Genomic DNA, 15,497 nt, shown 5'->3' on the forward strand with positions numbered 1-15,497 from the left:
GATTCGACCTATGCAAACAACAGCCAGGCCAGCATGCCCGACACGCCGATGATCATGGCGAAGGCATAGTGATACAGGTAACCCGTCTGGACCTTCTTCAGCACCGCAGCGAGCGCGCCGACACTGTGCGCCGAGCCGTTCACGGCCAGGCCATCGATGATCGTTTCATCACCGGCCTTCCAGAACACCTTGCCCAGCAGCGTCGAACCGCCGGCAAAGACCTTCTGGTTGAAATCGTCGGCAAAGTACTTGTTGACCAGCAGCGAGTGCAGCGGCTTCAGGGCGCGTTCGACCTTGCCGGGCAGTTCCGGCTTCCACGACCAGAACACCCAGGCCGTGATCACGCCAGCCGTCATCAGGTACACGGCCGGGCCGGCAAAGGCATGCTGCACGAAGGCGACCGGACCGTGCCAGATCTCGCCCAGCTTGCCGAGCACGTCATGCGAGGCGGCAACATGGATCGAATCGGCAAAGTAGTCGCCAAACAGCATCGGTCCGATGGTGAAATAACCGATGAAGATGGACGGGATCGCCAGCAGCACCAGCGGCACGGTCACGACCAGCGGCGACTCGTGCGGCACGTGATGGCTCTTGTCGAATTTCTCTTCGCCATGGAAGGTCATGAAGAACAGGCGGAAGGAATACAGCGCCGTGACGAACACGCCCGACAGTACCGACCAGTAAGCGACCTCGGCAGCCCAGCCTAGTTCGGAGTAATGCACCGCTTCGATCAGGGCATCCTTGGAGAAGAAGCCCGAGAAGAACGGGAAGCCGATCAGTGCCAGCGTACCGACCAGCGAGGTCCAGTACGTCACCGGCATGTACTTCTTCAGGCCACCCATCTTGCGCATGTCCTGCTCGTGGTGCATGCCGATGATGACCGAACCGGCCGCCAGGAACAGCAGCGCCTTGAAGAACGCGTGCGTCATCAGGTGGAAGACGCCGGCGGCGTAGGCCGAGGCGCCCAGCGCCACGGTCATGTAACCCAGCTGCGACAGCGTCGAGTAGGCAATCACGCGCTTGATGTCATTGGCCACGATGCCCAGCAGGCCCATGAAGAAGGCGGTGACCGAACCGATGACCAGGATGACCATCAAGGCAGTTTCGGCGAGCTCGTAGATCGGCGACATGCGCGCGACCATGAAGATGCCGGCCGTGACCATGGTCGCGGCGTGGATCAGGGCGGAAATCGGCGTCGGGCCTTCCATGGAGTCCGGCAGCCAGACATGCAGCGGCACCTGCGCCGACTTGCCCATCGCGCCGACGAACAGGCAGATGCCGATCACCGACAGCACCAGCCAGTCGGAGCCCGGGATGATCTGCATGGTCTCGCCGGAGAGCGACGGTGCGGCTGCAAAGGCCTCGGCATAATCCAGGGTGCCGGTGTAGAACAGCACGCCGGCAATGCCGAGCAGGAAGCCGAAGTCACCCACACGGTTGACCAGGAAGGCCTTCATGTTGGCGAAGATCGCGCTTTCCTTCTTGAACCAGAAACCGATCAGCAGGTACGACACCACGCCGACCGCTTCCCAGCCGAAGAACAGCTGCAGGAAGTTGTTCGACATCACCAGCATCAGCATGGAGAAGGTGAACAGCGAGATGTAGCTGAAGAAGCGCTGGTAACCCGGGTCTTCGTGCATGTAGCCGATGGTGTAGATGTGCACCATGAGCGACACGAAGGTCACCACGGTCATCATCATCACGGTCAGGCTGTCGACCAGGAAGCCGATCTCGAAGCGGATGCCGTCGACCATCATCCACTGGTAGACAGAGGCGTTGTAGACCTCTGCGCCATCGATGATGTGATGCTTGAAGACGATGCAGGACAGCACGAAGGAGATCGCCACGCCGAGGATGGTGATCCAGTGTGCGCCGGAGCGGCCGATGACCTTGCCGAACAGGCCTGCCGTGATGGCGGCCAGCAAGGGAGCGAATACGGTTGCGAGATAGACGTTTTCCATGTCCTCAGCCCTTCAAGCTGTCGAGGTCTTCGACATTGATGCTGTTGCGGTTGCGGAACAGCACGACAAGGATGGCCAGACCGATGGCCGCTTCAGCAGCAGCTACCGTCAGGATGAAGAAGACGAACACCTGCCCTGCCAGGTCGTCCATGAATCGCGAGAATGCGATGAAGTTCATGTTGACGGCCAGCAGCATCAGCTCGGCGCACATCAGCAGGACGATGACGTTCTTCCGGTTCAGGAAGATGCCGGCAACGGCGATGCTGAACAGCACCGCGCCAAGCGTCAGGTAGTGGTACAGGGAAATCATCAGTATTTCGCCCCTAGCTTCCTTGGCAGCAACCGTTGGTTGCTGACTCTATTGATCGGTTTCCGATTCGACCTTGACCAGGCGGACGCGATCGTCGCGCTTCACCTTCACCTGCTCGGCCGCATTCTGGTGCCTGGTTCCTTCGCGCTTGCGCATGGTCAACGTGATGGCAACAACGATGCCAACCAGCAGGATCAGCGCTGCAATTTCGAAGGGATAGACGTATTCGGTGTACATCACCTGGCCGATGGCCGAGGTGTTGCTGTAACCCTCGGGCAGCGGCGTGCGCACGTACTCGGCAATGCCGAGCTGCTTGTGCCAGATCACGTAAGCCAGCTCGGCAACCATGACGATGGCGAAAATGGCAGCCAGCGGCGCGTACCGGACGAAGCCCTGGCGCAGCACAGCGATATTGATGTCGAGCATCATCACCACGAACAGGAACAGCACCATCACGGCGCCGACATAGACCAGCACCAGCGCGATGCCCAGGAACTCGGCCTCCAGCATCAGCCAGAGAACGGCACTGCTGAAAAAGCACAGCACCAGGAACAAGGCAGCGTGAACCGGATTGCGCACGGTGATCACGGCGAGAGCCGCAAACACGAGCAGCGCGGCGGTCGGCCAGAAGATCAGTGCTTCGACGGAAAATGGCATGTCTTATCCTCGCCCCTTTATCGGTACTGGCGGTCGGCAGCACGATCCGCAGCGATCTGCGCTTCGTACTTGTCACCCACCGCAAGCAGCTTGTCCTTGGTCATGACCTGTTCGCCACGTTTCTCGAAATGGAACTCGGTCACGCGGGTTTCGACAATGGCATCGACCGGACAGGCTTCCTCGCAGAAGCCGCAGTAGATGCACTTGAACAGGTCGATGTCATAGCGCGTGGTACGACGCGTACCGTCCTCGCGCATTTCGGAATCGATGGTGATTGCCAGCGCCGGGCAGACCGCCTCGCAGAGCTTGCAGGCAATGCAGCGCTCTTCGCCGTTCGGGTAGCGGCGCTGCGCATGCAGGCCACGGAAACGCGGCGACTTCGGGGTCTTTTCTTCCGGGTACTGCAAGGTGATCTTCGGCTTGAAGAAATACTTGCCCGTCAGCTTCAGGCCGCCCCACAGCTCCGACAGGAACCAGGTATCGATCCAGTTGCGTAGTGCAGTCATGATTGCGTCACCTTGTCATTGTCGCGGCTCGCCGGCGCCTGCCCGGTGAACTTCGCGATCAGGATAAGCAGTACGGTGCCGATGCCGGTCACGATGCCCAGTGCATCCCAGCCCCATTCCATGACCTTGAACAGGCCCATCACCATCAACCAGACGATGGTCACCGGAATGAACACTTTCCAGCCCAGGCGCATGATCTGGTCGTAGCGGTAGCGCGGGAATGTCGCGCGGAACCACAGGAAGCAGTACATGAAGAAGAACATCTTCAGGCAGAACCAGATAATGCCCGGAACACCGGCAAACATGCTTTCCAGGCCCGGGATGCCCGCAAAGGGGCTCAGCCAGCCACCGAAGAAGAAGATCGCGGTCAGTGCCGAGATCAGGATCATGTTGGCGTACTCGGCCAGGAAGAACACGGCAAAGGCCGTGCCGGAGTATTCGACATGGAAGCCCGCAACGATTTCGGATTCACCTTCCGCGACGTCGAAGGGTGCGCGGTTCGTTTCCGCGACACCGGAAATGAAGTAGACCAGGAACAGTGGCAGCAACGGCAGCCAGAACCAGTCGATGATGGAACCCGACTGGGCGCGGACGATATCGCCGAGGCTCAGCGAACCGCCAGCCATCAGCACGCCGACCAGGGCAAAGCCCATCGCGATTTCGTAAGCGACGATCTGCGCTGCCGAGCGCATGGCGCCGAGGAAAGCGTACTTCGAATTGGATGCCCAGCCGGCAATGATCACGCCGTAGACACCCACGCCGGTCAGCGCCAGCACGTACAGCAGCGCCGCATTGATGTCGGCCAGCACCCAGCCATCATCGAACGGCACGACCGCCCAGGTGGCAAAGGCCGGCGCCAGCGAAATGATCGGCGCGATGATGAACAGGAACTTGCTGGAGTTTGCCGGAATGATGACTTCCTTCATCACCAGCTTCACGACGTCAGCGAGCCACTGGAAGGTGCCATGGAAACCGACACGGTTCGGTCCGTTGCGCCCCTGCATGGCACCGATGACCTTGCGTTCCAGCAGGGTGTAGAAACCGACCAGCACTACCAGCGGCAGCATGACCAGCAACACCCAGGGCACGATCGCCAGGACATAGCGAACTTCCGGCCAGAACCAGTTCCAGATACCGAGAACGAATTCGACAATCATTTCCATTCAACCGTCCTCAAGCCTTGCTGACCGAAACAGGGGTAAAGCGAGCGCCGAACCCGGCAACACCTTCGAGACCCGAAGCCAGGAATACATTGCCACGCGCCAGGCCATCGTCGATGGCAACCACGGCCTGCGTGCTGTCACCGTTGGCACTGAGCACGACCTCGTCACCCGACTGCACCTTGGCAGCCGCGGCGTCTTCGGAATGCATGATCACGGCACGCTGGCGAAGCGTATCGTCGGTTGCCTGCAAGGATGCCGCACGACGGACCAGCATGTCGGTACCGTACAGCGCCGTTTCGGCAACACGATGCAGGCCCTTGTCCGCCTTGAAGGCCTCGAGCTTGCGCGAGGAACTCAAGGTGCCGGCCGATTCGATCGACACGAGTGCATCACTGCACTCCTGGGTGACATCGCCCGGCTCCATGTAATCGAAACCATCCACTTCCAGCAGGTTGCCCATCACTCGCAAGACCTTCCAGGCCGGACGCGCTTCGCCGAGTGCCTTGGCCGCTCCGCCAAAGTGCTGCCACAGGCCTTCGGCATTGACGAAGGTTCCGGAGCTCTCGCCCAGGGTGCCGATCGGCAGCAGCACGTCAGCGTATTCCTTCATGCGCTCGCTGATGAAGGACGTCAGCATGACCACGGTTTCCGCAGCCTGCACGGCCTTCTCGGCGTGTGCGGCATTCCAGGCATCGAGTTCCGGCTCGACACCATGCAACAGGTAGGCCTTGAGACCCTTGTCCAGCATCTCGGCGGCATTCAGCCCGGCCCGCTCGGCAGGCTTGCCAGCCGCGTCGCGATGCGGCACGGCCCCGGCCAGCCAGCCACCGACGCTGTTGGCACCGCCGGACAGCACGCCAGAGGTGGCGCCTGCCATGTCGGCAATAGCCGCTGCCAGCACTTCCAGGTCGGCAAACGCCGGATGACCTTCAGCCAGGTCACCCAGGATGATCGTGGTGCGCTCGCCATCGACCAACGAGGCGGCAATCGCTCTCGCCGCATCATTGACTTCGGCCTTGTCGGCAATGCCGGCGATGGAAGCCGGCAGCTTCTTGCCTGACTTGTCGGCGACGGCCTTTGCCACAGCGGCCAGCTCGTTCACCAGCTCGGCGTAGCCCGCCACGCGCTCGGCATGCACCGGGAACAGGAATTCGTATTGCCGCGGATTCAGGAAGGACACCTGCGCGCCAGCCATCGCCGCCTTGCGCACGCGGTGCGCCACGATCGGCACGTCCTTGCGCAGGCTGGAACCGACCACGAACACGCTGTTCATGGCTTCGAGTTCCGAGATGCCACAACCCAGCGACGGGTAGACCGGTGCGTCGGCATCATTGCGGAAATCGACCTGGCGGAGGCGATGGTCGATGTTGGCGACGCCCAGCGCATTCGCGAGGCGCTTGAGCAGCCAGAACTCTTCGAGCGTCGACGACGCCGAGGCCAGCACGCCGAGCTGCTCGGCGCCATGTTCTGCCAGCACGGCCTTCAGTCGCTTGGCAGCCACTTCCAGCGCTTCGTCCCAGTTGGTTTCGACCCACTCGCCATCGATCTTCAACATCGGCTTCTGCAGGCGCTGCCCGGCATGAATGCCTTCGTAGCTGAACCGGTCGCGATCGGCGATCCAGGTCTCGTTGATGGATTCGTTGTCACGTGGCACGACGCGCATGAACTTGCCGCGCAGGGTGTGGCCGAACAGGTTCGAACCCGCACAGTCGTGCGGTGCCACCAGCGCATGCTCGAGCATTTCCCAGCTGCGGCCACGCATGCGGAATGGCTTGGAATTCAGTGCACCGACCGGGCAGAGATCGATGACATTGCCCGACAGTTCGTGATCGACGCTCTTCTCGATGTACGTACCGATCTGCATGTGCTCGCCTCGACCCGTCGCACCCAGCTCCTGGATACCGGCCACTTCCTCGCCGAAGCGAACGCAACGCGTGCAGTGAATGCAGCGGGTCATGTCGGTGGACACCAGCGGACCGATGTTCTTGTCCGGCACGACGCGCTTGCCCTCGGTGTAACGCGATACATCGGAACCGAAGCCCATCGCCAGGTCCTGCAGCTCGCATTCACCACCCTGGTCGCAGACCGGGCAGTCCAGCGGGTGGTTGATCAGCAGGAATTCCATGGTCGCCTTTTGCGCCGACAAGGCACGCGGCGAGTTCGTGAACACCTTCATGCCGTCCATCACCGGCGTGGCACAGGCCGGCATCGGCTTCGGTGCCTTCTCGACTTCCACGAGGCACATGCGGCAATTGGCCGCGACCGAAAGCTTTTCGTGATAGCAGAAGCGCGGGACGTAAACGCCTTCGGCGTCCGTCACTTCCATGAGCATCTGTCCCTTGCGGGCTTTCAGCTCCTTGCCGTCGACTTCTATCGTTACCTGATCGTCGCTCATCTGTTTCGGTTCCAAGCTTGGTTCCTGGCGCCGACACCGTGGTGTCGACCTGAAAAATTCGTTTCCAAATTACGCCGCGTTGTCGGCCGGCTTCTTCGCACCTGGCCCGACCATGCAGCAGCCGTGCTCGACGTGATACGCAAATTCATCGCGGTAGTGCTTGATGAAGCTGCGGACCGGCATCGCGGCTGCATCACCCAGCGCGCAGATGGTGTGACCTTCGATCTTGCTGGCCACGTCGTCCAGCATGTCGAGATCTTCCATGCGGCCCTGGCCGTCTTCGAGGCGCTCCAGCACCCGGTACAGCCAGCCGGTGCCCTCGCGGCACGGCGTGCACTGGCCACAGGATTCGGAATAGTAGAAACGCGAAATGCGTTTCAGCAGGTTCACCATGCAGGTCTGGTCATCGACCACGACCACCGCACCCGAACCCAGCATCGACCCCGTGACATCACGAATCGATTCGTAATCCATGTTGGCCTGCAGCATCAGCTCGCCCGGCACGACCGGCACAGACGAACCGCCCGGGATGACGGCCTTGAGCTTGCGCCCCTGCCAGACACCGCCCGCCAGCTCGAGCAGGTCCTTGAACGGCATGCCCATCTTCACTTCGTAATTGCCCGGCTTTTCGACATGGCCGGACACGGAGAAGATCTTCGAACCACCGCTCTTCTCGGTACCGAGACCCGCAAACCACTCCGGACCCTTCCGGATGATGGTCGGCACGGAGGCATAGGACTCGGTGTTGTTGATGGTGGTCGGCTTGCCGTAGACACCGTAGTTGGCCGGGAACGGCGGCTTGTATCGCGGCTGGCCCTTCTTGCCTTCCAGCGATTCCAGCAGCGCGGTTTCCTCGCCGCAGATGTACGCACCTGCACCGAGGTGGTTGTGCAGTTCGAAATCGAAACCCGAGCCCAGGATGTTCTTGCCGATGTAGCCGGCCTCGCGGGCTTCCTTGAGGGCCTGCTCCATGCGCGGATACGGCTCGTCCATGAATTCGCCGCGAATGTAGTTGTAACCGACCGTGGCGCCCATGGCGTAACCGGCGATGATCATGCCCTCGACCAGGGCATGCGGGTTGTAGCGCAGGATGTCGCGATCCTTGCAGGTGCCCGGCTCCGATTCGTCGGAGTTGCAGACCACGTACTTCTGCATGTCGCCCTTCGGCATGAAGGACCACTTCAGGCCCGTCGGGAAGCCGGCACCGCCACGACCACGCAGGCCGGACGCCTTGACCATCTCGACGACTTCTTCAGGCGAGATCTTTTCCTTCAGGATCTTCTCGAGCGCGTCGTAACCACCGATTTTCCGGTAGTTCTCGAAGCTCCACGGCTCGTCCGGGAACTTCTCCATCGTCTCGTAGCAAACGAATACCTGTTCAGCCATTTCGTGCTTCCCTACTCCGTGCGTGGAGCGTCAGTCCAGCTCGTCCAGAATCTCGTCCACCTTGTCGGTGGTGAGATTCTCGTAATACTTGTGGTTCACCATCATCATCGGCGCGTTGCGACAGGCGGCGAGGCATTCTTCCTCGCACTTCATGTGCCACTTGCCATCTTCCGACGACTGACCGGTCTTGATTCCCAGCTTGTTCTCGATGTGCTCGACGATCTCGTCCGCGCCGCGCAGCATGCAGGAGATGTTGGTGCAGACGGAGATGCTGTTGCGACCTACCTCCTTCGTTTCGAACATGGAATAGAAGGTCGCAACCTCGTAGACCTTGATCGGCTCGATCTCGAGTTTTGCGGCGACCGCATCCATGAGTTCGTTGGACAAGTGCCCATGCTCGTGCTGCACGGCATGCAGTGCGGCAAGCACGGCAGATCGCTTCTGCTCGGCCGGGTACTTGGCCAGCGCGTGATCGATTTCCTCGATGATGTGCGCCGACAGCACGGCGTTGTTTGCTTGCTCAGACATCAGCGGTCGATCTCCCCGAATACGATGTCCTGCGTGCCGATGATCGACACCAGGTCGGCCAGCATGTGGCCCTTGCACATTTCGTCGATGGACGCGAGGTGCGCAAAGCCCGGCGCACGGACCTTCATGCGGTACGGCTTGTTGGAGCCATCGGACACCAGGTACACACCCAGCTCGCCCTTCGGATGCTCCACCGCGGCATAGACCTCGCCTTCCGGCGGGCAATAACCCTCGGTGTAGAGCTTGAAGTGATGAATCAGCGATTCCATGTCGCCCTTCGCTTCCTCGCGACGCGGCGGCGAAATCTTGTGGTCGTCGATCTTGATCGGACCCGGGTTGTCGCGCAGCCACTTGACGCACTGCTTGACGATATTTGCAGACTGGCGCATCTCCTCGATACGCACCAGGTAACGGTCATAGCAGTCGCCATTCACGCCGACCGGAATGTCGAAGTCGAGTTCGTTGTAGACCGAGTACGGCTGTTTCTTGCGCAGGTCCCACGCAAATCCGGAACCGCGCAGCATCGGACCGCTGAAGCCGAGATTCAGGGCTCGCTCCGGCGAGACGACACCGATACCGACGGTGCGCTGCTTCCAGATGCGATTGTCGGTCAGCAGTGTTTCGTACTCGTCGACCAGGCCCGGGAAGCGATTCGCGAAGTCATCGATGAAGTCGAGCAGCGACCCCGAGCGCGCGTCGTTCAGCTTTTCCAGTTCCTTCTTGCTGCGGAACTTGGAGGCCTGGTACTGCGGCATCTTTTCAGGCAGGTCGCGGTGCACGCCGCCCGGACGGTAGTAGGTTGCATGCATGCGCGCGCCGGACACGGCTTCGTACATGTCCATGATGTCTTCGCGCTCACGGAAGCAATACAGGAAGATGGTCATGGCGCCGATGTCGAGACCGTGCGCACCCAGCCACATCAGGTGATTGGTGATGCGGGTCAGCTCGTCGAACATGGCGCGGATGTACTGCGCACGCTTCGGCGGCTGGACACCCAGCAGCTTCTCGATCGCCATGACGTAAGCATGCTCGTTGACCATCATCGACACGTAGTCGAGACGATCCATGTAGCCGATCGACTGGTTGTACGGCTTCGACTCGGCCAGCTTCTCGGTCGCGCGATGCAACAGGCCGATGTGCGGATCAAGACCGCGAATCACCTCGCCTTCCATCTCCATCACCAGGCGCAGCACGCCATGTGCTGCCGGATGCTGCGGACCGAAGTTCATGGTGTATGACTGGATCTCACGCATCGCCGGCGTTCTCCTTCGACTGGTCCTTCACTTTCGCGTTGTCCTGGGCCTTCAGCATGTCCGCGTAGCGGTGATCCTTGCGGATGACTTTAGGCACCAGGGTGCGCGGCTCGATGGACACCGGCTGGTAGACCACGCGGCCCTTCTCGGGGTCGAAGCGAACCTCGACGTGGCCGCTGAGCGGAAAGTCCTTGCGGAAGGGATGGCCGACAAAGCCGTAGTCGGTCAGGATGCGGCGCATGTCCGGGTGGCCGTCGAACAGGATCCCGTAAAGGTCGAAGGCCTCGCGCTCGAACCAGTTGGCCGAATTCCAGATCGAGTTCACCGACGGCACGATCGGCGGCTCGGCCGCATCGCAGAAAACCTTCAGCCGCAGGCGATGGTTGTTGGCATTCGACTGCAGGTGATAAACGACAGCGAAACGGCGGTCGTAATTCGGTTCGGCGTCACGCAGGGTGCGATGCACGCCGCGACTGAAACCAGTATCGGTCGCATCATTGGTACGCCACTCGCCCTGGCCGTAACTCAGGTAATCGACGGCGCAGACGTCCATGCACTGCTCGAAGCCGAAGTCGGCTTCGTCGTGCAACGCCTGGCAGACCTCGAGCAGGTCCCTGGCCGCGACTTCGTAACTCAGTTCGCCTGGATGTGACTCGACTCGGGTCAGCTGCTTTTCGAAGCGCTCGTCAACCCGGGCTGCAAGCCGTTTCAGTTTCTCCGACATTGCCGGCTCCTGCTGGCGCTCAGCGCGCGATGGTGTTGGTTCTGCGAATTTTTTTCTGCAACTGGATGATGCCGTACATCAGCTGCTCCGCCGTCGGCGGGCAACCGGGCACGTAGACATCGACCGGTACGACGCGATCACAACCGCGCACGACCGCGTAGGAATAGTGGTAGTAGCCGCCGCCGTTGGCGCAGGAGCCCATGGAGATGACCCAGCGTGGCGCCGGCATCTGGTCGTAGACCTTGCGCAGCGCGGGAGCCATCTTGTTCACCAGCGTACCGGCGACAATCATGACGTCCGACTGGCGCGGACTCGGGCGGAAGATCACGCCGAAACGGTCAAGGTCGTAACGGGAAGCACCGGCATGCATCATCTCGACCGCACAGCAGGCCAGGCCGAAGGTCATCGGCCACATCGAGCCGGTGCGTGCCCAGTTGATGAGGTTGTCGACGCCGGTGACGACGAAACCCTTGTTGGCAGCGCCTTCTACTCCCATTCGAGAGCTCCTTTCTTCCATTCGTAGATGAAACCGATCACGAGAATGCCGAGGAACAGCGCCATGGCCCAGAAACCGAAATGGCCGATGTCACCCAGGGCGACCGCCCAGGGGAACAGGAATGCGATTTCGAGATCGAAAATGATGAACAGGATGGCGACCAGGTAGTAGCGCACATCGAACTTCATGCGAGCGTCTTCGAAGGCCTCGAAGCCGCACTCGTAGGGGGAGAGCTTCTCGGCATCCCACTTGCCCTTGGAGGCCCAGCGACCGATGGTCAGGCCGACCAGGATCAGGACAATGCCCAGTCCGGACGCGATACCGAGGAAAACGAGAATCGGAACGTATTCTTGCAGCATTACGGACGCACCCGTGGCCTGCCGAAAGACCGGCATTTTAACAGTAATAAGGGGGCCATTTACATGTCCCCCAGGCGTCTGGGCCGTAGCAGGGGTCCCTGCCGGGATCGCCTGTGGCCCGCTCGATCATCAACTCAAAAACTGGTGCGGATGGCGAGACTCGAACTCGCACGGCTTGCGCCACAGCCCCCTCAAGACTGCGTGTCTACCAGTTCCACCACATCCGCATGTCGGGTTGCCACCGCCCGGCGGTGGCGAAATCCTTACTCGTCGCCGTCCTCGGCGGACGCATTGTCTTCAGCCGCGCCTGCCGTCTCGGTGGCAGCTGGCACGTCGGACTCGTCCGCCGGGATCATTGCCGGCTCGCCGGCCTGCTCGACACCCTCGGCCGCCATCACGCTTGGTGCGCCAGCCGTCAGGTCCTGCGACAGGTAGGCCAGGCCACCGCTGGTGGCAAAAAAGGCAATCGCCAGCCACTTGGTGGCACGACTCAGGAAGTTGGCCGAACCGGCGGCACCGAACACGGTGCTGGATGCGCCACTGCCGAAGGCCGCGCCAGCGTCAGCGCCCTTGCCATGCTGCACGAGGATCAGGAGAACCAGCGCAAAAGCGAGGATCACGTGAACGAGGAGTACGAGGTTGATGGTGGTCATTTCAGCTTCTCTGGAAAATCTTCCGATTCAATACGTTGTTGTCGAGTACCGCGCCCTGCTCAGCCAGCAGCCTGCGCGATGCTCAGGAACTGTTCCGCCTCAAGCGAAGCGCCGCCTATCAGTCCGCCATCGATATCCGGCATGGCAAACAGTTCGGCGGCGTTGGAGGCCTTGACGCTGCCACCGTAAAGGATGCGCAGCGAGCCCGCGATTGTAGCATCTTCCGAGGCGATGATGTCGCGAATATTCTTGTGCACGGCCTGCGCTTCTTCCGGCGAAGCCGTCTTGCCGGTACCAATGGCCCAGACCGGTTCGTAGGCAATCACGGCATTGGCAAATGCACTGACACCCGCGGCATCCAGCACCGCGGCAATCTGCTCGGCAATGACCGTGTCGGTGTCGCCGGATTCCCGCTGCTCGAGGGTCTCGCCGACACAGACAATCGGCTTCAGGCCGGCCTTCAGGGCCGCCATGAACTTGCGGGCCACCAGGGCGTTGTCCTCGCCATACACGCTGCGGCGCTCGCTGTGGCCGACGATGACGTATTCACAGTCGAAATCCAGCAGCATTTCGGCCGCGACCTCGCCGGTGAAGGCGCCCTTCTCCTCGGCGCAAACGCTCTGGCTGCCGAGTTTCATGCCGGTGCCACGGACGGCACGCTGGGCATCGGCCAGGTAGACGAACGGCGGACACACCAGGACCTCGGCTGCCGACCCGTCTTCCAGGCCACGCGCAAGGGATTCCAGCAGTTCCGCGGTCATTTCGCGGCTGCCATTCATCTTCCAGTTACCGGCTACCAGTGGCTGACGCATGGGCTACCCCTGCTTGTGTAAGGCTTGGAAATCGAAGCGCGGAAGGTTAACGACAGGACCCGCGAAAATCAACGAATATCAGGCTTCAGTCGGGATTATTTGCGGCATTTTCAACCACTTGGGCCAGCTCCTTGGCCAACTGCCCGACCAGCGCGGGATCCGCGCCCTCGACCATCACCCGAATGACCGGTTCGGTACCGCTCGGGCGCAGCAGCACCCGCCCATCAGCGGCCAGCCTTCCCTCGGCCGCCGACACGGCGGCGACAATCTCCGGGTGGTCCATCGCCGGGCGTTCCTCGACCCGAACATTGACCAGTGTCTGGGGGAACTTCTGCACCGGCCCGAGAAACCCGGCCAGGCTCTTGCCGGAAGCCTTGAGCGCCTCCAGCACCTGCAACGCCGCAATCAGCCCGTCGCCCGTGCTGTGCTTGTCCAGGCAGAGGATATGGCCGGAGCCCTCGCCTCCGACTTCGCCGTGGTGCTTGTCCAGCAATTCCATGACATAGCGGTCGCCGACCTTGGCACGGTGGAATTCGATTCCCTCGGCCTTGAGTGCCTGCTCGATGGCCAGGTTGGTCATCAAGGTGCCGATCACCGGCCCCTTCAAGGTTCCCGCCTGGTGGCGGTGCGAGGCAATGGCATACACCAGCTCGTCGCCATCATAAATACGGCCATCCGCGTCCACCATCAGCACCCGGTCGCCATCGCCATCCAGCGCAATGCCGAGGTCCGCGCCCTCCCGCTTGACGCAGTCGACCAGCGCCTCCGGGTGGGTAGAACCCACGTCGCGGTTGATGTTCATGCCATCGGGCTCGCAGCCCACGGTGACGACCTCGGCATCCAGTGCCCTGAGCAGCTTTGGTCCCGCCTGGTAGCCCGCGCCATTGGCGCCATCGAACGCAATTTTCATGCCGGCCAGGCGCAATTCCCGGGGCACGGATTGGCGGCAGAACTCGATGTAGCGATCGGTCGCGTCGTTCATGCGGGCGGCCTTGCCCAGCTGCTCCGAATCGACCGTCTCGAAGGTCTCGCCGAGCCGCGCTTCGATCGCCAGCTCCACCGCGTCCGACAGCTTGCGACCGTCGGGACCGAAGAACTTGATGCCGTTATCGTGGAAGGGGTTGTGGGACGCGGAAATCACGATGCCGGCGTCGGCCTGCTCTTCCTGCACCAGCGCCGCGACCGCGGGCGTCGGAATGGGCCCGAGCAGGACCACATCCACACCGGCAGAGGACAGGCCGGCTTCCAGGGCGGATTCGAACAGGTAACCGGACACGCGCGTGTCCTTGCCGATCAACACCTTGCGATGCCTGCCGGTCTCGGGGGCTTCGGCAGCCAGCACGCGGCCCGCCGCCCAGCCCAGGCGCAGCACGAAATCGGCCGACATCGGCGAGACGCCGACGCGTCCGCGAATACCGTCCGTGCCGAAGTATTTCCTGCTCACCTACACGCCCTCCACGTTCGACTGCTGCGCCAGCACGGCCCCGGCAATGCGCAGGGCGTCGCGGGTAGCGCGCACATCATGTACCCGCAGGATACTCGCCCCATGCATGGCTGCAATGGTTGCCAGCGCAATGCTGCCATACAGGCGGTCATCCACCGGTGTGTCCAGCAGGGCACCCACCATCGACTTTCTCGACATGCCTGCCAGCACGGGGTAACCGGCCGCCGCAAGTTCACCCAGCCCTGCCAGCAATGCCAGGTTGTGCTGCAAGGTCTTGCCGAAGCCGAAACCGGGATCGATGATGATTCTCTCGCGCGGCAGGCCGGCCGCCTCGAGTTCGCTGGCTCGAGCCAGCAGGAAATCGCGCACTTCCGCCACCACGTCGTCGTACTGCGGTTGCAGTTGCATGGTCCGGGGCTCGCCCTTCATGTGCATGATGCAGACATCCAGCCCCAGTTCGGCGGCCGTTGCCACGGCGCCCTCGGCCCGGAAAGCATTGACGTCATTCAACAGCGAAGCACCTGCCCCGGCTGCCGCCCGCATGACCTCCGGCTTGGCAGTATCAATGGAAATCGGCACGCGAATCCGTCCGGCCAGCGCTTCGATGACCGGCAGCACGCGGCGCAGTTCTTCCTCGACCGGCACCGGATCGGCACCAGGGCGCGTCGACTCGCCACCGATGTCGATGATGTCGGCACCCTCGTCGATCATCCGTTCGGCCTGGGCGAGCGCCGCATCGGCAGCGAGGAACTTCCCGCCATCGGAAAAGCTGTCCGGTGTGACATTCAGCACACCCATGATCTGCGGTCGAGTTTCTTCCAGCACGAGAATCCCTGTTCCGGTTGCTGCC

The 15,497-nt window shown here is 61.7% G+C and carries 16 protein-coding genes and 1 tRNA gene; all 17 read right to left on the reverse strand.

Going from position 1 to position 15,497, the window contains the following annotated elements; translation table 11 throughout:
* Window positions 1–8 precede the first annotated feature (8 nt).
* The 17 genes from nuoL to folP all read right to left on the reverse strand — a co-directional run bounded on the left by nuoL (window position 9) and on the right by folP (window position 15,445).
* Entirely contained in the window at window positions 9–1,961 is a 1,953-nt protein-coding gene (nuoL, locus tag R3217_00150; GenBank protein MDX1453847.1) for an NADH-quinone oxidoreductase subunit L, read from the reverse strand.
* A gap of 4 nt (window positions 1,962–1,965) precedes the next feature.
* Window positions 1,966–2,271 (reverse strand): NADH-quinone oxidoreductase subunit NuoK, encoded by a 306-nt coding sequence (nuoK, locus tag R3217_00155; protein ID MDX1453848.1) that lies wholly within the window; start codon window positions 2,269–2,271, stop codon window positions 1,966–1,968.
* A gap of 48 nt (window positions 2,272–2,319) precedes the next feature.
* Entirely contained in the window at window positions 2,320–2,928 is a 609-nt protein-coding gene (locus R3217_00160; GenBank protein MDX1453849.1) for an NADH-quinone oxidoreductase subunit J, read from the reverse strand.
* 17 nt (window positions 2,929–2,945) lie between these two features.
* Window positions 2,946–3,434 carry an NADH-quinone oxidoreductase subunit NuoI gene (nuoI, locus tag R3217_00165; GenBank protein MDX1453850.1) on the reverse strand — a complete coding sequence of 163 codons (489 nt, stop codon included), beginning with the start codon at window positions 3,432–3,434 and terminating at the stop codon, window positions 2,946–2,948.
* Entirely contained in the window at window positions 3,431–4,591 is a 1,161-nt protein-coding gene (gene nuoH, locus R3217_00170) for an NADH-quinone oxidoreductase subunit NuoH (GenBank protein ID MDX1453851.1), read from the reverse strand. Before nuoH ends, nuoI begins: the two co-directional genes overlap by 4 nt.
* A gap of 16 nt (window positions 4,592–4,607) precedes the next feature.
* The gene (gene nuoG, locus R3217_00175; GenBank protein ID MDX1453852.1) at window positions 4,608–6,992 is read right to left on the reverse strand and encodes an NADH-quinone oxidoreductase subunit NuoG; all 2,385 of its coding nucleotides are present in this window, start codon (window positions 6,990–6,992) and stop codon (window positions 4,608–4,610) included.
* Between the two features lie 69 nt (window positions 6,993–7,061).
* A complete protein-coding gene (nuoF, locus tag R3217_00180) occupies window positions 7,062–8,378 on the reverse strand; it encodes an NADH-quinone oxidoreductase subunit NuoF (GenBank protein MDX1453853.1) in 1,317 nt (438 codons plus the stop codon).
* A 30-nt stretch (window positions 8,379–8,408) separates the two neighbouring features.
* Window positions 8,409–8,906, reverse strand: a complete 498-nt coding sequence (locus R3217_00185; GenBank protein ID MDX1453854.1) for an NAD(P)H-dependent oxidoreductase subunit E — start codon at window positions 8,904–8,906, stop codon at window positions 8,409–8,411.
* The gene (locus tag R3217_00190) at window positions 8,906–10,159 is read right to left on the reverse strand and encodes an NADH-quinone oxidoreductase subunit D (protein MDX1453855.1); all 1,254 of its coding nucleotides are present in this window, start codon (window positions 10,157–10,159) and stop codon (window positions 8,906–8,908) included. The genes R3217_00185 and R3217_00190 overlap by 1 nt, the downstream gene beginning before the upstream one ends.
* Complete coding sequence (locus R3217_00195; protein MDX1453856.1) at window positions 10,152–10,883, reverse strand: NADH-quinone oxidoreductase subunit C; 732 nt, start codon at window positions 10,881–10,883, stop codon at window positions 10,152–10,154. The genes R3217_00190 and R3217_00195 overlap by 8 nt, the downstream gene beginning before the upstream one ends.
* Before the next feature lie 19 nt (window positions 10,884–10,902).
* Window positions 10,903–11,379, reverse strand: coding sequence for an NADH-quinone oxidoreductase subunit B family protein (locus R3217_00200; GenBank protein MDX1453857.1), 477 nt, complete (start codon window positions 11,377–11,379; stop codon window positions 10,903–10,905).
* Window positions 11,370–11,738, reverse strand: coding sequence for an NADH-quinone oxidoreductase subunit A (locus R3217_00205; GenBank protein MDX1453858.1), 369 nt, complete (start codon window positions 11,736–11,738; stop codon window positions 11,370–11,372). The genes R3217_00200 and R3217_00205 overlap by 10 nt, the downstream gene beginning before the upstream one ends.
* A 142-nt stretch (window positions 11,739–11,880) precedes the next feature.
* A tRNA-Leu gene (locus tag R3217_00210) sits at window positions 11,881–11,965 on the reverse strand.
* A 36-nt stretch (window positions 11,966–12,001) separates the two neighbouring features.
* Window positions 12,002–12,391 (reverse strand): preprotein translocase subunit SecG, encoded by a 390-nt coding sequence (secG, locus tag R3217_00215; GenBank protein MDX1453859.1) that lies wholly within the window; start codon window positions 12,389–12,391, stop codon window positions 12,002–12,004.
* Window positions 12,392–12,450: 59 nt separating this feature from the next.
* Window positions 12,451–13,203 (reverse strand): triose-phosphate isomerase, encoded by a 753-nt coding sequence (gene tpiA / locus R3217_00220; GenBank protein ID MDX1453860.1) that lies wholly within the window; start codon window positions 13,201–13,203, stop codon window positions 12,451–12,453.
* 85 nt (window positions 13,204–13,288) lie between these two features.
* Complete coding sequence (glmM, locus tag R3217_00225) at window positions 13,289–14,647, reverse strand: phosphoglucosamine mutase (GenBank protein ID MDX1453861.1); 1,359 nt, start codon at window positions 14,645–14,647, stop codon at window positions 13,289–13,291.
* Entirely contained in the window at window positions 14,648–15,445 is a 798-nt protein-coding gene (gene folP / locus R3217_00230) for a dihydropteroate synthase (GenBank protein MDX1453862.1), read from the reverse strand.
* Window positions 15,446–15,497 lie beyond the last annotated feature (52 nt).

Source organism: Gammaproteobacteria bacterium, from assembly GCA_033720895.1.
Classification (GTDB): domain Bacteria; phylum Pseudomonadota; class Gammaproteobacteria; order Natronospirales; family JAJUFS01; genus JAWWBS01.